The following is a 21,177-nucleotide window of genomic DNA, read 5'->3' on the forward strand; positions in this document are numbered from 1 at the left end:
CTTTTCACACGGAATCGATACCAGCATGAAAGTATTGCTCGGTATCGTGGTGGCTATAGTCACGCTCAAATGGTGGCCAGACATTCCAGAAATCAGCACCTTGGCGGTGGCTTCTTTCTTTTTTCTTGTCATTCTGCTCGCCCTAAGAAAGCACGTTTCCGTGTTTTTCATTGGTCTCACCCTTGGCTGTCTAGTGGCATCCAGCTCTGCGGCACTGTTTAAATACAAAACCATTTCCGCTCTGACAGTGGCTCAGAATACTACCATAGCAGGGAAAGTTGGCAGCCTTTTTACCGCTGAAAAATTGCAAACAAGTGTAATCTTTGATGTGGACACAGTGAATGGACGCAAACTGACCACTTTTGAGACGTTTCGGGTGCGACTTTACTGGCGAAGTGAAGAACCTGTAAAGCAAGGACAGCGCTGGGAAATCACGGCAAGATTGCGAGAGCCGTATGGACGCTTGAACGAAGCAGGCTTTGATGCAGAGACCTATTTTTTGTCTCGACACATTCATTCCAAAGGCACCGTGCTCACCGCACAGATCATAGACGATACTTCCTCATATCGGCAGCAGCTATTTGAAAAAATACAAATTGAGTTAGGGAATTTACCGTCGTCGCGATATTTGGTGGCACTTGCATTTGGTGAGCGTTCGTTGCTTCAACGCGTTGATTGGACACAACTCAGAGATACAGGGCTTGCGCACCTGTTGGCTATTTCTGGCCTCCATATTGGACTGGCATTCTTTTTTGGTGACAGGGTCACTAAACTGTTATTGCCGATTGTCCGTCGTCGTGACAATGCGCTGTGGTTAGCTGCATTGGTGGGGCTATTGTGTGCATTCGGATATGCATGGGTGGCCGGTTTTACTATGACGGCACAGCGCGCATTGATTGCGCTAGTGACCTTTTCGTTGGTTCGTCAGACCGGGTTCAGCGTCAGTCCTTTTAACACCTTCTTGATTGTGCTGACGGTGGTATTAGTTTCCGATCCGCTATCGATTTTTTCTGCCAGTTTTTGGCTTTCTTTTGGCGCAGTGTTTGTGCTTTGTATCATGTCTCTGACTGGCGAGAGACGTGAAGATACAGATATGACAGGTGAGGACCTCGATGGAAGCAAAGGCGGGGGGTTACCAACATCGTGTGCGTTGATTAAACGCTATTTTCTTTTGCTGTGGCGCATGCAGGTTTTTCTCACGCTCGGCATGTTGCCGTTTATGTGGGCATGGTTTGGTGGCATAAGCATGACTGCCATTGTTTACAACCTGATCGCAGTGCCTCTCGTTAGCTTGGTCACTGTTCCTCTTATTTTGATAGCGCTGATACTTTCGCCGTTTATGCCTGCCACTTGGGTATGGACTGCGGCTGACCTTTCTTTGTCTCCTTTGTTGTTGGCTTTAGATACCGTCGCCTTGGGATGGCTGGAGATTGGGCGACTGTCAGGTATGTGGTTGATGGTTGTTATTCTCTTTGTTGTGTTAGTCACGATGTTGAACGTGAGGCGGTCTTTGGTGCTATTGGGTGTTGTCGCTATGATTCTGCTGACATGGGGCAGAAGCTCTAACAACAATGCTGATTGGCGCGTCGATGTACTTGATGTTGGTCATGGCTTGGCGGTATTGATTGAAAAAGACGGCGAGGCAATTCTGTACGACACAGGCGCGGCATGGACATCGAGCAGCATCGCAGAAAGTGTTGTTTATTCCGTTCTGCAATCCCGAGGAAGCGCGTTGGTGGGGCTTATTCTAAGTCACCGTGATAATGACCATGCGGGCGGTGCTGAATGGGTGATCGCTCAAATAGTCCCTCAATGGGTGAGAGCCAGTGAAAATAACGCGGCGTTTCTGCCTTGTAAACGTGGAGAGACATGGCGTTGGAAAGGGCTGGATTTCGACGTGTTGTATCCACTGATGCTTGTCGATGAGGCGAGAAATCCCGACTCCTGTGTTATTCGTGTCTCGGATGGGGAGAACGCAGTTTTGTTGACGGGAGATTTACCGGCCAAAGGTGAGGACTATTTGGTTGAGCAAAATGATGACCTGGATGCTCAAGTCCTCATCGTTCCCCACCACGGTAGCAAAACCTCTTCTTCAGCATTATTCATTGACCATGTTCGCCCAAAGGCAGCTATTGCTTCGACGGGGCGATATACACCCTGGAATTTGCCAAATCCTGACGTTGTCGCCCGCTATCATCAGCGAAATATCGCGTGGTACGAAACAGGTAAGCATGGTCAGGTGAGTGTGCGTTTTTCCAGCAAGGGGTGGCGTGTTCTTAGTCATCGTCTTGATCTGGAGCCATATTGGTACCGTAAGAAGTTTGGAGCACCCAAAAGAAAAGAGTAGAATGCCCGCTACTTGCAGAAATATAAGCAAATAAAATGTCAAATTACCAAGATAAAACCACTCGGGAAACGTTCAAAGCACTGTGGCCCTATATTGCCAATTACAAACTAGGGTTGGTGGTTGCCATCATCGCGTTGGTGATCAACGCGGCAAGTGACACCTTGATGCTCTCTATGATAAAGCCGTTGCTCGATGAAGGCTTTACCTACGACAGCGTTGATGGTGATTTCCTTAAGATGATGCCTTTTTATCTTGTTGGCCTAATGCTCATTCGAGGCGCATCCAGTTTCGTTTCCACCTACGGTCTTTCTTGGGTGTCCGGTAACGTCGTGATGGTGATGCGCCGTCGCATGTTTAACCATTTTATGAAGATGCCTGTGAGCTTCTTTGATAAAGAATCTTCCGGTGCATTGCTGTCGCGCATCACTTATGACTCAGAACAAGTTGCTAACGCCACCAGTGGCGCATTGGTCAGCCTTGTTCGTGAAGGTGCGTCAATCATTGGTTTGATGACCCTGATGTTCTACTACAGCTGGGAACTTTCGGCGATCTTACTCGTCATCGCACCTGTGGTAGCGTGGGCGATTGGTTTTGTGTCAAAACGCTTCCGTAAAATTTCATCCAATATGCAAGAAGCCATGGGGTCAGTGACCTCGTCAGCAGAGCAAATGCTGAAAGGCCACAAAGTGGTATTGAGCTTTGGCGGTCAGGAAGTTGAAAAAGCACGCTTTGAAGATGTCAGCAATGGTATGCGTCAGCAAACCATGAAGTTGGTGTCAGCGCAGGCCATTGCTAACCCTGTTATCCAGCTTATCGCCTCTTTTGCGCTTGTTGTGGTTCTCATGCTGGCAAACACTGAGGCTATTCGCTCAGAGTTGACTGCGGGTACATTTGCAGTGGTGTTTGGTGCGATGTTTGGTTTAATGCGCCCTTTGAAGGCACTGACCAATGTGACATCACAGTTCCAACGCGGTATGGCGGCGTGTAACAGCTTGTTTGAATTGATGGAAATGGAAACTGAGAAAGACAACGGTAGCCATGAAGTTGCACGTGTGAAAGGGGACATCCATGTCAAAGATGTGGTGTTTACTTATCCAACCAAAGATACCCCAGCATTGAACAAAGTGAGTTTTGAGCTGGAAGCCGGCAAAACCTTAGCCCTAGTTGGGCGCTCAGGTTCAGGCAAAAGTACCATCGCCAATTTGCTGACGCGTTTTTATGATATTAATGGCGGCGATATCACGATTGATAACGTGCGAATTGAGGATTACACCCTGAATAACCTTCGTGATCAGGTAGCCATTGTTTCTCAAAATGTTCACTTGTTTAACGATAGTATCGCCAATAATATCGCGTATGCCGCAGCAGGCGAATACACGCGGGAAGAAATAGAACGCGCCGCAGAGCTGGCTTACGCGAGTGATTTTATTCAAAACATGGAACAAGGTTTTGATACGGTTATTGGTGAAAATGGGGTGAGCTTATCTGGTGGTCAGCGTCAGCGCATTGCGATTGCACGTGCCTTGTTACGCGATGCACCTGTACTGATCCTCGATGAAGCGACCTCAGCACTGGATACGGAATCTGAACGCGCGATTCAGGCAGCCCTTGACGAGCTGCAAAAAGATCGCACCGTATTGGTGATTGCACACCGTTTGTCGACCATTGAAAACGCCGATGAAATTCTGGTTGTCGATGAAGGCGAAATTGTTGAACGCGGTAACCATACCGCGTTGATGGAAAAAGACGGTGCTTATGCGCAACTATACCGAATCCAGTTTGGAGATTAACGCTTGGCGGGTTTGGTAGAGAAAATTTGGTTTGAAAACCACCCGCTAGGATGGATTGGCGCGCCACTGCTGTGGCCACTGAGTAAGGTGTTTGGTGCCATTGCTCGCCAGCGTCGCAAGGCATTTCTTGATGATAGCAATGGGGCTTATAAAGCCCCTGTTCCTGTCATTGTGGTGGGCAACATTACAGTCGGTGGCAATGGAAAAACCCCTGTTGTTATTTGGCTGGTGGAGCAACTAAAAGCCTTGGGAATGAATCCGGGCGTGGTGTCTCGTGGCTATGGCGGCAAAGCAACGCATTATCCATTAGTGCTCAATGATAAAACCAGCACCGATATCGCCGGCGATGAGCCTGTGTTGATCTATCAACGCACTGGCGCACCGGTTGCTATTTCACCTGTTCGTAGTGATGCCGTTAAAGCGCTGCTGCCTCTTGGTGTTGATATCGTGATCACTGATGACGGGCTTCAACACTATAAATTGGCGCGAGACATTGAGTTTGTGGTTGTCGATGGCGAGAGACGCTTCGGCAATGGTTACTACATGCCGCTTGGACCACTGCGAGAGCAAACGGATCGTCTAAACGAGGTAGACTTTGTCATTTGCAATGGCACTTCGGCATCGTCTGGTGAAATAGCCATGACGTTAGCCCCCTGCGAGTTGGTTAACCTGAAAACGGGTCAACGCACCGTCGCCAGCAGTATCAATAATGCGGTGGCGATGGCCGGTATTGGTAACCCTCAACGATTTTTCAATACGCTTAACGAGCTAGGGCTGACACCTATTCATTGTGAGCCGTTCGCAGACCACAAAGCCTTTGAGTTTGATCAACTCGCGGCGTTAGCGCAGAAAGGCGAGCATTTACTGATGACAGAAAAAGATGCCGTCAAATGCCGCGCAATGTTGCAACAGCACCCAGAAATTGAGAATTGGTGGTATTTGCCCGTTGATGCGAGTTTCAATGCGGACGATACTGCCAACGTAATAAATACCATTAAGAAAGTGAAGGATGGATATGGATCACCGACTGCTTGAAATCGTAGCTTGCCCAGCGTGCAAGGGAAAGCTCAACTACAACAAAGAAAAGAATGAGTTGGTTTGTAAGTTTGACCGTTTGGCGTATCCGATCTGCGATGGCATTCCTGTGATGCTAACGACGGAAGCGCGTGAAATGTCATCGGACGAGGTTAAGCAATGAAATTCACCGTGGTGATCCCTGCTCGGTATGCGTCCAGTCGTTTACCTGCAAAGCCGCTGGTAGATATTGGCGGCAAACCCATGATCCAATGGGTTTACGAGCAAGCCATGAAGTCGGGTGCCGACAAAGTGATTATCGCAACCGATGATCAGCGTATTGTTGATGCTGCAAATGCCTTTGGTGCAGAAGTGTGCATGACCCGTGAAGATCACCAATCTGGTACTGAGCGTCTTGCTGAAGTTATTGAAAAATATAATCTCGATGCGAACGAGATCATTATCAATGTTCAGGGCGATGAGCCACTCATTCCGCCGAGCGTGATTCGCCAGGTTGCAGAGAACCTTGCCAAAAGCGAAGCACCGATGGCCACACTTGCCGTGAACATTGATCACGCCGATGACGTGTTCAATCCGAATGCGGTGAAAGTGGTGACGGACAAAGACGGCTATGCATTGTATTTCAGCCGTGCGTCTATCCCATGGGATCGCGACAACTTCGTGAAAGTACCAATGGAAATCCACCATAACTTGAAACGCCACATCGGTATTTATGGTTATCGTGCAGGCTTTATTAACACCTACATCAACTGGGCACCGAGCCCGATTGAGCACATTGAGTGTTTGGAGCAACTGCGCGTACTTTGGTATGGCGAAAAAATCCACGTTGATGTCGCGATTGAAGTGCCGCCAGCAGGGGTAGATACGCCAGAAGATCTTGAAGCAGTGCGTGAGTTCGTTGCAAACCTTTAGAGGCTGCAGCAGAGGTTTCGGGTAACAGGTTTTGGGTAACGTGTGACACGTAAAACGCGCCAGCCACAAGCAAGCCTAACAATAAAAAAGAGCTGCCTCAGGGCAGCTCTTTTTTTCGTTTACAGTTTCTTATAACCATTTAGTTCGCTGGCACGGATTCAAGTTGAAGATCAGGTGCAGACTCTGGAGAGGTCACAGGGTCACCCTGAAACTCATCTTGCTGCTGCGCGACTTTATCGCGTAGACGTTGCCATAACTGCCCTAAGCGCTCATGCCAGAAGCGTTCAAATTGTTCGAGATACTGCGCACGAGGACTGTATTTTATCCAAGGTTGCTGAATCTCTCTCTGTGCCATGTAATTTGTTGGCGCCGGAATAGGATCTAGGCCAGCAGTTTGGAAGTCATACAGTGCACGAGGCATATGGCTCGCGGATGTCACTAACACCAAATTGCTTTGACCGACCACCGACGCTGCTTGAAATGCCTCCTCCCACGTGTCCTTTGCGGTTTCCAGCAAGAGAATATTGTTCTTATTCACACCCATTGCCATCGCAACGCGGGCCAGCATGCGAGCATGGCTCACTTCATATCCGCCATCATAGCCAGATAGGATCAGTTTTGACGTTGGGTACATAAAGTGAATACGAATACCTTCCACCAATCGCATCAGTGCCACACGTGACAATTCTGACGTTGGCGGTATCTCATCATCTACAACATGTCCGTGTCCCAGCACCATGACGTATTCGACAGGTTCTTCTGGGGCGAGAAACTGGGTGTGTTGTCTTTCTAACTTCATTAACAGCGATGAAGATAATGGCTGGAAAGACACCAGTCCGATTAACAATAGTGAAACAAATACTAAGAACGAGCCGAACCCTTTACGCTGCGTGAACCAAATCAAAAAAAGGCCAAAAAATCCGATAAGCAGTAGCGCAGGCAGGGGCATCAGTAAAGTTGATACGAGTTTTTTTAGTTCAAACATGAAATGTCGCCCGAAATATAGTCAAACAGGGGCCAATAAGTACAACAAACCTTTATTAACGGCAGTCTTATGCGAAAATAACCCCCTTACTGAATATGATAACGAAGGCGCTGTGACTGAGGATAGAAATTTCGACGACATTGCCCACAAATTTGTTAAAAACATTTACGGTTCCGGCAAGGGAGAAATCCGCCAAGCCGTTGTTTGGCAAGATCTCGAATCAATTTTAAGACGGCTGGGTGAATCCAAACCACTGGACATTTTGGATGCCGGAGGCGGGTTGGCGCAGCTTTCGCAGCAAGTCGCCCTGCGCGGTCATCACGTCACCTTGTGTGATCTTTCTTCACAGATGCTCGAGTTGGCGGAAAAAGATATCGATGCGGCAGGGCTTCTGCCGCACTATCGCTTCGTTCATGCGCCCGTGCAGGAAATCGCACAGCATATGGATAAAAAGGCCGACTTGGTGCTTTTTCATGCAGTGATGGAATGGTTGGCTGATCCGCATGAAGCGCTGAATGTCATACTTTCGCAAGTAAAGCCTGGTGGCATTGCGTCAGTGATGTTCTACAACCAAAATGGCCTGCTGTTCAAGAATTTGATTTGCGGCAACCTCACCCATGTGGAAGAGGGGATGCCGCACAGAAAACGCTTCAAGCTTCAGCCTCAAAAAGGTCTTCCACCTGAAGATGTTTACCAGTGGATAGAAGAGGCTGGGTTTACTATTTTGGGAAAAAGCGGTGTACGCACGTTCCATGACTATATGAAAGACACAAGAATGGGCGAATACACCTTTGAACAGGTTGTGGCGATGGAGCAAAAGCTCTGCCGTCAGGAACCTTTTATATCGTTAGGTCGCTACATCCATGTTTGGGCGCAAAGACCTCTCGATAAATAATTAGAAATAGACAACAAGGATTACGGATGAGCGAATTCTCTCAGACTGTTCCTGAGTTGGTTGGTTGGGTGAAACAGAACGACTTCTCTCTCAATCTGCCGCCGGAACGGCTGGCATTTCTCCTTGCCGTTGCAGTCTTAAGCAGCGAGCGATATGAGGAGGAGCTAGGGGAAGGGGAACTTGTCGATGCATTTCGCATTGTGAGTGACCAATTCGATCAAGCTAGCGAAACGATTGCCTTTCGCGCGAACAATGCCATTAACGATTTGGTGCGTAGCCGCCTGATCAGTCGCTTTACCAGCGAACTGACAGACGGTGCGAGCATCTATCGTCTTACACCGCTTGCACTGGGTATCAGCGATTATTACGCGCGTCATCGCGAATACAGCTCATTGAAGCTGTCCATTCAGCTTTCAATGGTTGCAGACGAGATCGACAAAGCATTGTCGGCGGCTTCTGAAGATGGCGATGCAGACTTTTGGCGCAAAAATGTTTATGGCGTGCTCAAGTACTCTGTGGCCGAGATTTTCGACCGTATCGACTTGAATCAGCGCACCATGGACGAACAGCAGCAGAAAGTAAAAAGCGATATTGCTGAGCTGTTAAACCAAGATTGGCAAGCCGCCATTGCCAACTGTGAGCAATTGCTGAATGAAACCTCCAGCACGCTGCGTGAACTGCAAGACACCTTGCAATCTGCGGGTGATCAATTGCAAACCCAGCTTCTGAATATTCAGGAACAAGTGCTCGGTCGCGACGATCTCGATTTCGTTGATGCCATGCTCTACAACCTGCAAATGAAGCTAGATCGTATTATTAACTGGGGCCAGCAAGCGATTGACCTGTGGATCGGTTACGACCGCCACGTACACAAATTTATTCGTAATGCCATCGACATGGACAAAAACCGCGCGTTTAGCCAGCGTTTACGTCAGTCGGTGACAGAATACTTCGATAGCCCGTGGTTCCTGACCTATGCGGATGCCGAGCGCCTACGTGATATGCGTGATGAGGCGTTAGTGCTTCGTGATGACGAAGTGATGGGCGAAATGCCCGCAGAGGTCGAGTTTGAAGAACTCACTGTGGTTAGCGACCAATTGGGCGATCAAATCGGTGACATGTTATCTCGCCATCGTACGACAGGCGAAGGCATCGATTTGGGCGTTGTTTTGAAAAACTATCTGGCTCAACACCCACAAGCACGCCATTTTGACTTGGCTCGAATCGTGATTAATCAGGCCGTACGTCTGGGTTATTCACAATCTGATCTAAACGCGATCCAACCGGATTGGCAGGCAATTAACGAATATGGAGCCAAGGTACAAGCGAATGTCATCGATAAATATTGAAGAATTTATGCCAGAGGAACTGGCAAAAGCAATTGCCAACCCTTTGTTTCCTGCATTGGATAGCGCGCTGCGTGCTGGCCGCCATATTGCCAGCGAAGATTTGGATAACCACGCTTATCTGATTGAGTTTGAAATGCCGCTGCAGCATTTTTATCAGCGCTACAACGCTGAATTAGTGCGTGCGCCAGAAGGCTTTTTCTACCTGCGTCCTCGTTCTACTTCATTGATAGGCCGAAGTGTTCTGTCTGAGCTAGACATGCTGGTGGGTAAGGTGTTGTGTTTCCTTTACCTGAGCCCTGAACGTTTGGCGCAGGAAGGTATTTTCACCACCCAAGAGTTATTTGATGAACTCCTCAGCTTGGCGGATGAGAAAAAACTGATGAAGTTGGTGACATTGCGCGCCAGCGGTTCAGACCTTGATCGTGACAAGTTGTATGACAAGGTGAAAACGGCACTGCGCCGTCTTCGTCGCCTCGGCATGATTGTGCCAATTGGTGAGAGCGGAAAATTCCGCGTTAGTGAAGCCACATTCCGCTTTGGTGCAGACGTACGTTCTGGTGATGATGCTCGTGAAGCGCAATTGCGTTTGATTCGAGATGGCGAAGCCGTTGTTCACTTGCAAGAACATGCGCAGTCGAGCCTGCTCAATGATGAAGAGAACGATGAGTTTGAAGTCGACGAATCAACAATCGATGATCAGGAGGTTCAAGCATGATCCAGCGCGGTAAATTTCAATCGCTGACCATGGTCAACTGGAACGGCTTCTTTGCCCGCACCTTTGACATTGATAATCTGGTCACCACGCTGTCAGGGGGTAACGGTGCCGGTAAATCGACCACGATGGCCGCATTTATCACAGCCATGATCCCAGACCAAAGCCTGCTTCACTTCCGTAACACCACGGAAGCGGGCAGTTCAACGGCGTCTCGTGATAAAGGCTTACACGGCAAACTCAAACCGGGTGCCTGTTACGCAGCGCTTGATGTGGTGAACTCACGCAATCAACGCGTTCTGTTTGGTGTGCGTTTGCAGCAAGTAGCGGGTCGTGACAAAAAGGTCGATATTAAACCTTTCATCATTCAAGGCTTGCCTTCACACGTTAAGCCAACCGACATTTTGATTGAGAACGTGTCGGCTAATCAGGTGCGTGTGCGCCAGTTAAACGACGTCAAAGATTCGTTAGCAGAATACGAAACCGCGCACTACAAAGCGTTTACGTCTGTGACTGATTATCACGCGCAAATGTTTGAGCTTGGCGCATTGCCGAAAAAGCTGCGTAATCAAACCGACCGTTCTAAGTTCTATCGCCTGATTGAAGCCTCGCTTTATGGTGGTATTTCAAGTGCGATCACCAAATCACTGCGTGATTATCTGTTGCCGCAAAACGGTGGTGTGAAGAAAGCGTTCCAAGATATGGAAGTGGCGCTTCGCGAAAACCGCATGACGCTAGAAGCCATCAAGCTGACGCAACGTGACCGTGATTTGTTCAAGCACCTGATCACTGAATCGACCAACTATGTGGCGTCTGACTACATGCGTCATGCCAACGAGCGTCGTAAGAAACTCGAGCTGGCATTGCAACGTCGTGGTGAGCTACTGGGTTCTCGTCGTCAGCTTAATGATTTTCAAGGTACGTTTGGTCGCATGACCGACGAACTTGATGTGTTAACAGACGGTCAAGCTCACTTAGAGCAAGATTATCAAGCGGCGTCTGATCACCTGCAATTGGTTCAGACAGCCGTTCGCCAACAAGAGAAAGTCGAGCGCTACCAAGAAGATTTGGAAGAGCTTGCGGTTCGTCTTGAAGAACAAATGATGGTGGTGGAAGAAGCCACTGAACAACTGGCGATCGCCGAAGAGCAAGCCCATCTCAGCGAAGAAGAAGTTGATAGCCTAAAAACGCAACTGGCGGATTATCAACAAGCGCTGGATATGCAGCAAACCCGTGCGCTTCAGTATCAACAGGCTGTTAAAGCGCTCGAGAAAGCGCAAGATTTGACAGGCAATGATGCACTTCAGCAGCACAATGCCGCTGAAATACTGGGTGCACTTAAAGCCGACGAAGAAACGCAAACCAGCGAACTGCTTAGCTTGAAACACAAGCTGGATTTGTCATCGGCGGCAGCAAAACAATTTGAACGTGGTTTAGCAATAGTGCGCAGCATTGCGGGTGATGTATCACGTCAAGATGCGGGTGTTAAAGCGCGTGAAGTGATGACCAAAGGCCGTGAGTTTGCAAACCTTGCTAACAATACCGATCAGTTGAGTGCACAGCATCGCGACCTTGAGCGTCAAATGCGTAGCTTCCAGCAGGCAAAAACACTGTCTGAGCAATATCAGCGTCAGTTTAATACGGCGGTTGAGTCAGAAGAGTTGGCCGAGTTGGAAATGGCGCGTCAGCAAGCACGTCTAGAGACAGCTGAAGAAGCGGTTGGCGAGCAAGCTGAAAAAGTACGCGAATTGCAACGAAACGAGAACGAAATTAACGTCAAAGTCGCTGATTTCGAAAAAGTCGCGCCTGCATGGATCGCAGCGCAAGAAGCATTAGAAAAGCTTGCGGATCAGTCTGGCGAAACCTTGTACGACAACCAAGCCGTTCTCGACACCATGCAAAAAGTGATGGTGAAAGAGCGTCAAACATTGGATACCCGCGACAAGCTGGCTGCTGAGAAACAAGCACTAGAAGCGGAAATTGAACGTTTGGCACAACCGGGTGGCAGCGGCGATGCGCGTTTGCAATCACTGGCCGACACCCTGGGTGGTACGCTGCTTTCTGAGATTTACGATGACATCACGATGGAAGATGCGCCGTACTTTTCTGCGTTGTACGGCCCGGCGCGTCATGCCATTGTGGTTCCTGATCTGAAAGGCATTAAAGAGAAACTGGTTGATATCGATGATTGCCCAGATGATCTTTATGTGATTGAAGGTGAGACTGACGGTTTTGACGATAACGTTTTTGATGCAGACGAAATGGATGGGGCGGTTTGCGTTCACCTTAATGACCGCCAGCTTCGCTATTCTCGTTTCCCGAAAGTGCCGTTGTTTGGTCGCGCTGCGCGTGAACATCGCCTAGAGAATCTGCGTGAGAAGCGTGAAGAGTTGGTAGAAGACTACGCAAAAGCCTCTTTTGATGCGCAGAAGCTACAGCGTTTGAGCCAAAGTTTTAACCAGTTCGTTTCTCACCACATGAACGTGGCGTTTAACGAAGATCCAGAAGCCGCATTGAAAGCATTGCGCGAACAACGCAACAGCGTTCAGCGTCAATTAGGTCAACTGCGTGATAACGAACAACAGGTTCGTAGTCAGCTAACTGGTGCAAAAGAAGCCATCGCGCTGCTGAACAAGCTTCAGCATGTGGTGAATGCACTGGAAGACGAAACGATTGAAGCGCGCCTTCAAGAGTTGGTACTGCGTTTGTCGCAAGCGGACGAAGCGCGTCACTTTACCCGTGAACACGGTAAAGCGCTGGCTGAGCTAGAGCCGCTAGTGTCGGCTCTGGACGCTGACCCAGAACAATTTGATGCACTGAATGAATCGTATTTGCAGGCTGATCAGGCGTTGCAACTTCTCAAGAAGAAGCTGTTTGCGCTGTCTGATTTGGTCGAGCGTCGTCATCACTTCGGTTATCAAGATGCCGTCGCACTGCTTGATAAGAGCAGTGAGCTGAATGAACAGCTGAAAGCGAAATTGATTGATGCTGAACGTGCGCGTGCTCGTTCACGTGAGCACGTTAAACAGGTTCGCGATCAAGTTAACCAATACAACCAACTGCTAGCATCACTGAAAAGCTCTCATCAAGCGAAGCAAGAAACGGTGGCAGAATTCAAGCGTGAATTGGTTGAACTTGGTGTTCGCGCCGATGTTGAAGCAGAAGAACGTGCCCGCATTCGTCGTGATGAATTGAATGCGCAACTGTCTCAGTCTCGTCAACGTAAGAGTGAACTTGAAAAAGGCCTCACTTCCATTGAACTGGAAATGAAGTCGCTGCTCAAAACGCTGAAGAAAGTGAGCAAAGAGTATTCTGACTTGCGTACTTTCGTGGTTAACGCCAAAGCGGGTTGGGTGGAAGTACTTAAAATTGCGCGTAGCAGCGGCGTTGAAAAGCAACTTAACCGCCGTGAAATGGCTTACATGTCAGCCGATGAACTGCGTTCATTGTCAGATAAATCACTCGGTGCGTTGCGTCTCGCTGTTGCAGACAATGAAACATTGCGTGATGCATTGCGCGCGTCGGAAGACATGGCACGTCCTGAGCGAAAAGTGTTGTTCTACGTGGCGGTTTATCAGCATCTTCGTGAGCGCATTCGCCACGACATTATCCGTACAGACGATCCTGTCGAAGCGATCGAAGAAATGGAAGTGGAACTGGGTCGCCTCACTGAAGAGCTTACCCAGCGCGAGAAGCGCTTGGCGATCAGCTCTGAATCGGTGGCGAATATTATTCGTAAAACCATTCAGCGTGAACAGAACCGCATTCGTTTGTTGAACCAAGGTTTGTCGAACATAGGTTTTGGTCAGGTCAAAGGCGTACGTCTTAACGTATCCATTCGTGATACTCACGCACAACTCCTTGCTGGATTGGCTGAAAATGCCGAACAACATCAAGATTTGTTCGGCAACAACCGTTTGACTTTCTCGGAAGCGATGGCGAAGTTGTTCCAGCGTTTGAATCCGCATATCGATATGGGTCAGCGTTCGCCGCAGATCCTAGGCGAAGAGTTGCTGGATTACCGTAACTATCTTGAGCTCGGTATTGAAGTTAACCGTGGCACTGACGGTTGGTTACGTGCTGAATCCGGTGCGTTGTCGACCGGTGAAGCGATTGGTACGGGTCAGGCCATCTTGTTGATGGTGGTACAGAGTTGGGAAGAGGAATCTCGCCGTCTACGCGGTAAAGATGTTATTCCTTGTCGTCTACTATTCCTTGATGAAGCAGCCCGTTTGGATGCGAAGTCTATCTCGACCCTGTTCGAGCTATGCCATCGTCTAGACATGCAGCTTCTTATCGCAGCACCTGAAAACATCAGCCCAGAGCAAGGTACAACGTACAAATTGGTGCGTAAGATCTTTAACGATAAAGAACATGTACATGTGGTGGGCCTGCGCGGTTTTGGTGAGGTCTCTAAGTTGAACTCGCCAATACAGGAAACCTTAGAAGCGGTTGACTAGACCACTAGAAATCGAAAAGGCCAGCATCGATGCTGGCCTTTTTTTATCTATTTTTCATCTTTTTTTGGCGTAGTCCTAAATTTTCTTGGTTAGGACTAAGCAATTTTAAACATACCAATCTGCTCAGTTAACTTGTGCGCCTGCGTGTTAATGCTTTGAGCGGTGTTATCGGTATCGTGGGTTCGGTCAGAGACGGACTCCGCTGAACGCGCAATATTATTCACGTTAATCGTGATGTCTTCCGTGACCGTAGATTGCTCATTGGCGGCAGTGGCAATTTGCGTGTTCATGTCATTAATGCCCGTCATCATACTCGCAATCTCTTCAAGCATCTTATTGTTTTTATTGCAATTATCCACGCTGCTGGCGACAAACTGATTGGCGCCACTAATGCCAGTAACCACTTTGTTGGTTTCTTTCTGCAACGATTCGACCTTTGCGCGGATCTCTTCTGTGGATGTTTGTGTACGAATAGCTAATGAGCGCACTTCGTCAGCCACCACAGCAAACCCTCTGCCTTGTTCGCCGGCGCGGGCGGCTTCGATTGCCGCATTCAAAGCAAGAAGATTTGTCTGCTCTGCGATTCCCTGGATCACATCGAGCACAGACCCGATAGAGTTACTTTCCGCCGACAGTTGCTCCATGGACTCAGTCGCATCACCCATGCGATTAGATAGCTGCGAAATCTCACTGACTAATTGCTGCCCCACATCAGCACTTTGACGAACTGATTGAACCACGTTTTCTGATGATTCAGAGGCGTTATTGGCAAAACTAGCCACCTCGGTAATCGACGCGCTCATTTGTGTGGCGGCTGTCGCGACCTGATTTGAATTAGCGGCTTGTAGGTCGACCTCTTTCCGCATGGTATTGATGTTATTCTGAATGTTATCTGAAGCCATCCCTAGGGCTTTGACTGCGGTATCAGCGCCTTTAATGACGTCGAGAAAGTCTTCCAACATCATATTCATGGATTTCGACAACTCAGCAATTTCATCTTTTCCTGTTTCCTTCAGCCGAATCGTCAAATCGTGAGTTTTGGCAATGTGTGAAATACTCGTGGTCAACTCAGTAATAGGTTTGCTAATACTCCCTGAAATCATCCAGGCAATGATGAGAGAAAGCAGTATCAATGCTGTTCCAACCATCAATGCGATTCTCTCCAATGACGTATGCAACTCATTGACTCTGGACAGGGCTTCCGCCGTTTCAATTTCAGCTACTAGCGCCCAGTTTTTTCCTAGTATCGATATAGGACGATAAGCAGCGAATACATGTTTCCCGGCGTGATTCAGACCTGAAATAAAGCCTGATTCGCCCTGTAAAGCAGCATTGGTATGGACTGAGCGGATACTTTGTTGCCCGGAAGAAGATTCAGTTAAACCGATGCGATTGACAGTCTCCGCGGGAACACCCGAAGTACGGAGCATGTCGAGGTAGCGTTCTTTGTTTTCTACCAGCATTCGAGCTTGCGAGCGGATTAGATTATCTGGACCAACAATGAAGCTTTCGCCAGTGGTTCCCATACCGTCGAGCTCCCAATTACCGTCGTAGGTCATGATGGCGTTAATGCTGTCGATAGGCATTTGGAATATCAGCACACCAATGTTGGTGCCATTTCGAACGACTGGGGTGGCGATGAACGAAGCAGGGCTGTCATATGAAGGGTAGTAAGGTGCATAGTCGACAAAGTTGAATGCACCTTTATTAAGGTTTCTTGCGCCTGCAAAGGCTTCTGCTAATCCACTGGTTTTGTATGGGCCATCAATAAGATTGGTGGCGTAGTCGAGTTCTTTAAACACCGAATAAACGACATTGCCCGAATTGTCGACCATGAAAATATCGTAGTAACCGAAAGATTCAAGGAAGGTGCGGTAATTGGAGTGGAAAACATCATGAACTTCACTATACGTCGTACCGTCAGCAGCTTTATCCAGTAAATGCTTGTTACCTAGAGGGTGCGAATTTAGTCCGATATAAGCTTGTTGAAGCAGCTTCCCATTGAGACCAATAGCACCTAGATTTGCAAGTGCATTAGATGGCTTACCGTTCGTCTCTGTGAAGGTACTACCGAAGTCATTCACATAATAATTTTTAAGTGTATCGGCTTGATCTGGCACTAATTCGGCTTCGGTCGTGACGCTTTGAAAACTCGTCGAAAACTGAATCATCGCGTCTTCTGTCATGGTGGAATTCGCGAGGTTAGTTAGCTGCTGAGAGATGGTGTTGAAGTAGCGTTCTATTTCCGATTTTTTTACTTCACGAGCGGACATCAATTGATTTTGGATTTGATGTTCAAGCGCAGCGCTTGATGTTTCGCTTGCCGTAATTGTTAGTAATGCTGCCGTTGCAATGACGGCTGCAGCGCTCATGGCGACAAAAGCGGTTTTAATTTTTGTGGATATGTTCATGCTGCCATGCCCTAATAATTAAACAAAAATTGCAGATGTGACACTCTGTAATTGTAGGGAACTTTTACCCCAATATTGTTGATTCAATGGTTTTTCTTACAGAAGAAATTTAACAACATGAATTACATGGTGTTTATTTTTATGAGTGAGAGTTTTAAAATTGCAATATGAGAATTTAAATGACAAATAATATGAGTTTGTCATTTTTTGAGGGCGGGTTGTTTGTGTGCTTGTCGATAAATCTGGGTGGTGTCGTCAATTAAAATAGGCACGTTACAGTGTACGTGCCTGATGAAATAAAAGAGATTAAAACAAGTAGGAATTAACTTACTGATGATGTGTTGATTTCTCTAATATTGCGACAGAGTAATATTGCTCAAATTTATAGCCAGTGTCGGTTAATAATCCCACTTGTTTAAAGCCAAACTTTTCATGCAAACGCAGGGAGGCAGGGTTGGGGAGGGTAATCACAGAATAGGCGCGGCGAATAGGTGAGGCATCCATTTTTTCCAGCAATGCTGTCATTAACTCAGAACCTGACCCTTTCGCACGACATTCATGGTGGAGGTAAATAGTCATTTCGCTGCTGATTTTGTATGCCAGTTTTTCACGAAATTCGCCGTTATATGCAAACCCGATAACCTCATCTTCAGGATCTTCCTTCACTAATACATGGTAATAGCCATCGCTATGCGTAAGCTTTTCAAACCACGCTAATCGTCGCTCTGGTGACCAAGTGTCATAGTCAAACGTAATGGCAGTCTCTAACACATAGTGGTTGTAAATCGCGTTAATCGCGTCGAGATCGGCAATAGTCGCATTTCTAATTGTCACGTTCTTACTCCCTTAGCGTTCTTTTAGCGCAAGCTTTACAGCCGCTGCTGCATGTAATTCGGTCGTGTCATAAAGCGGCATTGAGGTGTGTTTTTGTTGTACTAACAAGCCAATTTCTGTGCAACCCAAAATGACGGCTTCAACCCCTTGCGCTTTGAGGTCATCCATCACAGACAAGTACTGCTTGCGCGAGTGCGCTGATACCTTACCTTGGCAAAGTTCTTGGTAGATGATCTCGTGAACGATGTCTTGATGCCACTCCGGTGGCACCGTGACTTTAATCCCTTGCGCAATGAGCCGTTCTTTATAAAAAGGCTGAGACATCGTAAATCGTGTGCCCAGCAATCCTACATGTTGAATGCCGTCGATTTTTAGCCTGTCCGCGGTTGCGTCGGCGATGTGCAGTAAGGGAACAGTAATGGCTTCTTGCACGGCAGGCGCAACTTTGTGCATGGTGTTGGTGCCAATCATGACAAACTCAGCACCAGCAGCTTCTAGTTTTTGCGCTTCTTTCGCCAAAATCTGAGCGGAAGCATCCCAATCTCCTGCGCGCTGGAGTGCTTCAATTTCTGCGAAATCGACACTGCTGAGCACTATTTTCGACGAATGATGGCCGCCCAGTGTGTCTTTGGTCATCTGATTGAGGAGTCGATAATAGGTCGCGGTCGACTCCCAACTCATGCCGCCTATCAAACCAATTATTTTCATTGTGCGCGTCCCTATGTTCTGCTTAGGCGAACCCTTGATGATTCCTTGCTCGAGTGTGATTATGAAGCTCACACTTCGTAGTAAATACCATATAATTTCCGAAAAGACACTGATAGTCTGCGAAACGTATCCGATTGCATTTTTCTCGACAATGCGTTGTTTTTTGGACCTAGGTTTGTAGGTCAATGTAGGAGTATTCAGTGTGGCGAAAATGGAAAGGGTAGTCATCGCACCAAATGGACCAGAGCTATCTGCGTTGGTTCAGGGTTATTGGCGTTTGGCTGAATGGAACATGTCAGCTCAAGAAAGACTCACATTTATTAAGCAGCACCTAGACATGGGTATTACCACTGTCGATCATGCTGATATCTATGGTGATTATCGTTGTGAAACGTTGTTTGGCGAGGCGTTAAAACTGGAGCCAAGCCTACGCGATAAAATGGAAATCGTCTCTAAATGCGATATACATTTAGTGAGTAAAACGGCGCCCGAGCGTAAGATTAATCACTATGACACCAGTGAGTCTCATATCACTCAGTCGGTGAACAATAGCTTGTCACGCCTTGGCGTGGAAAGCCTCGATGTAGTGCTCATTCATCGCCCAGATTGTTTGATGGATGCCGATGAAGTGGCTGAAACGTTTGAAAAGCTGCACCTTGCTGGCAAAGTGAAACACTTTGGTGTGTCTAATTTCACGCCAAGTCAATTTTCATTGCTTCAGTCACGACTTGATAAGCCATTGGTCACCAACCAAGTGGAAATCAACCCTATCAACTTTGATGTCGCCCACGATGGCACCTTGGATTTGATGCAGCAGTTACGCGTAAGACCAATGGCATGGTCTTGTTTGGCAGGCGGAGAAATCTTCCATTCTGATTCAGAGCAGGCCGTTCGCTTGAGAGAGACGTTGAGTGAGATTGCTCAAGAATTGGATGCCACGCTAGAGCAGGTGATCTACGCATTTGTACATCGCTTACCTAGCAAACCCTTGCCGATCGTGGGGTCTGGTAAAATTGAGCGAGTGAAATCGGCGCTGGAAGCGATGTCTTTGGCGCTTAGTCGCGAACAGTGGTATCGCATTTGGGTCGCCAGCAAAGGGTTTGGGGTGCCATAAACGCTGAAAGAGATTGCGCCGACATATTGCATGTATAGACGTCAATGGATTGATTCGTGATTATCCGGAACAATCAGTGTTTAGCTTAAAGGGCTTAGCTGCTTGTTCCATTGGTTGCAAGAGTTGCACCAACACCTTTTAACCAGCTGTTGTACCAGCTGCCCAAGCTTTCAATGGGCTTGGGCCGACAAATCAAAAAGCCTTGCAGTAAAATGCCGGGGTATCTGGAATAGAGATAGTCCAGATCTTCAAAATGTTCTATACCTTCAGCGACCAAATCCACATCAAATGAATTAGTGATTTCTGCCAGTGATTGGACGATCACTTGACTGAATAGATCTTGATGGATGTGATTGATCAGTGTTCTATCAATTTTGACTTCCGTAAAAGGCAAACTCCGTAACTGTTGAATATTGGTGAAGCCCGTGCCGAAATCATCCATCGACAATCCATAGCCTTTGATGCGAAGTCGATTGAGTGACTCCATCTGTTCGCACGTTTTGAGAGCGTATTCCTCTGTAATTTCCAGTACCACCCGTGTCTTCTCTATCCCCCTTGCTTCAAAGAGACTTTCGAGGCGGTTGGGGATCTCTAAGTCGGCCAATTGCTGCGCAGACAAATTAATACTGATTTTGACCTTGTCACCGAATATCTCTGACAGCTTTGACATATCTTTGGCGGTCGTTTCGGCCAATTGCATGGTCATTAAATCCATCAAATCATGTTTGATTGCGGTGGGAATGAAGCGACCAGGCAGCACGGCATCTGCTTCGCCCGGTAGTCGAATGCGTGCGAGGACTTCGAGGCTTTCGACGCGGTTATTTTGAGGGTTCAATTTAGGCTGATAGTAGGGTATGACTTGGTGGCTCATGATACAGTTGAGCAACTCTTCTTTGCGCATTTTTTTAAAGTTGGTAAATCGGCGTTCTTCGATTTGGTCCATTCTGTCAATGATCAGCTGCAAAGCTTCTACTTTTAGCGGCTTGGAAACGTTACCAAGCAGGCAAATAAACTGTTGGCGAGCGACTTCCGCCGCGAGTTCAATAATCCGCACATCCAGATCAGAAATAATGCAAACGCCACCTTTGAAACTCATATTGCCGAGCTCTCGGATCACGCCCATTCCATCAATGTCTGGCATGTTTAGGTCGGTGAGTACAATGTCATATTTAGCAGGAAACCGACGCACTTCATTTATTGCATCGACTGATGATGAGAAGCGAGTGACATACTTGTATCCGAGATCATTAAGCATGCCACCAATCAACTCTAAAATGGCGGCCGAGTCATCAACGATCAAAATACGTCTATCTTTGCTCATCTCATTGTCCTAAAAATATGTCTCAATGTTAAAACTAGATGCTTCCCATCAATTTACAATCTATCGCTCATCCTAAAAAACCGACATAGTGGCAAAAATTGTGATTTATTGAGTTTTTTGATGCGCTTAGCGCTCAGTCACTCATCCAAAAAATGTGTAAATTTTCATTAAGCTCATTAAGCTCATTAAGCTCATTAAGCTCATTAAGCTCATTGATCTCGCTGCAATGGCCGATTTCGGCGAATGATATTCATCTGAGCGATTACATTAGTGGTAATTACACCGAGTGACTTCAAGACAAGTA

Annotated in this window: 15 protein-coding genes; 10 read left to right on the plus strand and 5 right to left on the minus strand. The window is 47.5% G+C overall.

What is annotated here, in order from left to right; all coding sequences use genetic code 11:
• Nucleotides 1-25: 25 nt before the first annotated feature.
• The 5 genes from ACED36_RS16050 to kdsB are packed head-to-tail and all read left to right on the plus strand — an operon-like array spanning nt 26 to nt 6,084.
• A complete protein-coding gene (locus ACED36_RS16050) occupies nt 26-2,347 on the plus strand; it encodes a DNA internalization-related competence protein ComEC/Rec2 (RefSeq protein WP_371733533.1) in 2,322 nt (773 codons plus the stop codon).
• Between the two features lie 35 nt (nt 2,348-2,382).
• On the plus strand, nt 2,383-4,137 hold the full coding sequence (gene msbA, locus ACED36_RS16055; protein WP_016962362.1) for a lipid A ABC transporter ATP-binding protein/permease MsbA: 1,755 nt from the start codon (nt 2,383-2,385) through the stop codon (nt 4,135-4,137).
• A 3-nt stretch (nt 4,138-4,140) separates the two neighbouring features.
• Complete coding sequence (gene lpxK / locus ACED36_RS16060; RefSeq protein ID WP_017007253.1) at nt 4,141-5,172, plus strand: tetraacyldisaccharide 4'-kinase; 1,032 nt, start codon at nt 4,141-4,143, stop codon at nt 5,170-5,172.
• The gene (locus ACED36_RS16065) at nt 5,153-5,335 is read left to right on the plus strand and encodes a Trm112 family protein (RefSeq protein ID WP_016962359.1); all 183 of its coding nucleotides are present in this window, start codon (nt 5,153-5,155) and stop codon (nt 5,333-5,335) included. The genes lpxK and ACED36_RS16065 overlap by 20 nt, the downstream gene beginning before the upstream one ends.
• Nucleotides 5,332-6,084, plus strand: coding sequence for a 3-deoxy-manno-octulosonate cytidylyltransferase (kdsB, locus tag ACED36_RS16070; protein ID WP_017007254.1), 753 nt, complete (start codon nt 5,332-5,334; stop codon nt 6,082-6,084). The genes ACED36_RS16065 and kdsB overlap by 4 nt, the downstream gene beginning before the upstream one ends.
• A 139-nt stretch (nt 6,085-6,223) precedes the next feature.
• Here kdsB and elyC read toward each other — a convergent pair whose 3' ends face one another.
• Nucleotides 6,224-7,069, minus strand: coding sequence for an envelope biogenesis factor ElyC (elyC, locus tag ACED36_RS16075; RefSeq protein WP_016962357.1), 846 nt, complete (start codon nt 7,067-7,069; stop codon nt 6,224-6,226).
• A 112-nt stretch (nt 7,070-7,181) separates the two neighbouring features.
• On the opposite strand from elyC, the gene cmoM reads away from it, so the two are divergent.
• The 4 genes from cmoM to mukB are packed head-to-tail and all read left to right on the plus strand — an operon-like array spanning nt 7,182 to nt 14,485.
• Nucleotides 7,182-7,964, plus strand: a complete 783-nt coding sequence (gene cmoM / locus ACED36_RS16080) for a tRNA uridine 5-oxyacetic acid(34) methyltransferase CmoM (RefSeq protein WP_026023799.1) — start codon at nt 7,182-7,184, stop codon at nt 7,962-7,964.
• Nucleotides 7,965-7,990: 26 nt separating this feature from the next.
• The gene (gene mukF, locus ACED36_RS16085; protein WP_016962353.1) at nt 7,991-9,313 is read left to right on the plus strand and encodes a chromosome partition protein MukF; all 1,323 of its coding nucleotides are present in this window, start codon (nt 7,991-7,993) and stop codon (nt 9,311-9,313) included.
• Complete coding sequence (mukE, locus tag ACED36_RS16090; protein WP_371733534.1) at nt 9,294-10,028, plus strand: chromosome partition protein MukE; 735 nt, start codon at nt 9,294-9,296, stop codon at nt 10,026-10,028. Before mukF ends, mukE begins: the two co-directional genes overlap by 20 nt.
• A complete protein-coding gene (gene mukB, locus ACED36_RS16095; protein ID WP_017002941.1) occupies nt 10,025-14,485 on the plus strand; it encodes a chromosome partition protein MukB in 4,461 nt (1,486 codons plus the stop codon). Before mukE ends, mukB begins: the two co-directional genes overlap by 4 nt.
• A gap of 95 nt (nt 14,486-14,580) precedes the next feature.
• On the opposite strand, the gene ACED36_RS16100 is transcribed toward mukB, so the two are convergent.
• From ACED36_RS16100 to ACED36_RS16110, 3 genes are all read right to left on the minus strand, one after another.
• Entirely contained in the window at nt 14,581-16,896 is a 2,316-nt protein-coding gene (locus tag ACED36_RS16100) for a methyl-accepting chemotaxis protein (protein ID WP_017002940.1), read from the minus strand.
• Nucleotides 16,897-17,223: 327 nt separating this feature from the next.
• Nucleotides 17,224-17,730, minus strand: a complete 507-nt coding sequence (locus ACED36_RS16105; RefSeq protein WP_017002939.1) for a GNAT family N-acetyltransferase — start codon at nt 17,728-17,730, stop codon at nt 17,224-17,226.
• A gap of 12 nt (nt 17,731-17,742) precedes the next feature.
• Nucleotides 17,743-18,438: an aspartate/glutamate racemase family protein gene (locus ACED36_RS16110; RefSeq protein ID WP_016962346.1), complete on the minus strand. Its 696-nt coding sequence runs from the start codon at nt 18,436-18,438 to the stop codon at nt 17,743-17,745.
• A gap of 211 nt (nt 18,439-18,649) precedes the next feature.
• Between ACED36_RS16110 and ACED36_RS16115 the strand changes: the two genes are divergently transcribed.
• Nucleotides 18,650-19,552, plus strand: coding sequence for an aldo/keto reductase family oxidoreductase (locus ACED36_RS16115; protein ID WP_035008454.1), 903 nt, complete (start codon nt 18,650-18,652; stop codon nt 19,550-19,552).
• A gap of 94 nt (nt 19,553-19,646) precedes the next feature.
• Here the strand turns inward: ACED36_RS16115 and ACED36_RS16120 are convergent, their stop codons facing one another.
• Nucleotides 19,647-20,873, minus strand: a complete 1,227-nt coding sequence (locus ACED36_RS16120; RefSeq protein ID WP_017002937.1) for an EAL domain-containing protein — start codon at nt 20,871-20,873, stop codon at nt 19,647-19,649.
• Between the last annotated feature and the right edge of the window lie 304 nt (nt 20,874-21,177).

Origin of the sequence: Enterovibrio sp. FF113 (genome assembly GCF_041439165.1) — a bacterium.
GTDB lineage: Bacteria > Pseudomonadota > Gammaproteobacteria > Enterobacterales > Vibrionaceae > Enterovibrio > Enterovibrio norvegicus_A.

Bases quoted from the DNA above. Each gene is read 5' to 3' on its own strand.
- ACED36_RS16120 (WP_017002937.1), bottom strand. From the start codon at position 20,873: ATGAGCAAAGATAGACGTATTTTGATCGTTGATGACTCGGCCGCCATT.
- elyC (WP_016962357.1), bottom strand. From the start codon at position 7,069: ATGTTTGAACTAAAAAAACTCGTATCAACTTTACTGATGCCCCTGCCT.
- kdsB (WP_017007254.1), top strand. From the start codon at position 5,332: ATGAAATTCACCGTGGTGATCCCTGCTCGGTATGCGTCCAGTCGTTTA.
- ACED36_RS16065 (WP_016962359.1), top strand. From the start codon at position 5,153: ATGGATCACCGACTGCTTGAAATCGTAGCTTGCCCAGCGTGCAAGGGA.
- ACED36_RS16115 (WP_035008454.1), top strand. From the start codon at position 18,650: ATGGAAAGGGTAGTCATCGCACCAAATGGACCAGAGCTATCTGCGTTG.
- mukB (WP_017002941.1), top strand. From the start codon at position 10,025: ATGATCCAGCGCGGTAAATTTCAATCGCTGACCATGGTCAACTGGAAC.
- mukF (WP_016962353.1), top strand. From the start codon at position 7,991: ATGAGCGAATTCTCTCAGACTGTTCCTGAGTTGGTTGGTTGGGTGAAA.
- msbA (WP_016962362.1), top strand. From the start codon at position 2,383: ATGTCAAATTACCAAGATAAAACCACTCGGGAAACGTTCAAAGCACTG.
- mukE (WP_371733534.1), top strand. From the start codon at position 9,294: ATGTCATCGATAAATATTGAAGAATTTATGCCAGAGGAACTGGCAAAA.
- ACED36_RS16100 (WP_017002940.1), bottom strand. From the start codon at position 16,896: ATGAACATATCCACAAAAATTAAAACCGCTTTTGTCGCCATGAGCGCT.
- ACED36_RS16050 (WP_371733533.1), top strand. From the start codon at position 26: ATGAAAGTATTGCTCGGTATCGTGGTGGCTATAGTCACGCTCAAATGG.
- ACED36_RS16110 (WP_016962346.1), bottom strand. From the start codon at position 18,438: ATGAAAATAATTGGTTTGATAGGCGGCATGAGTTGGGAGTCGACCGCG.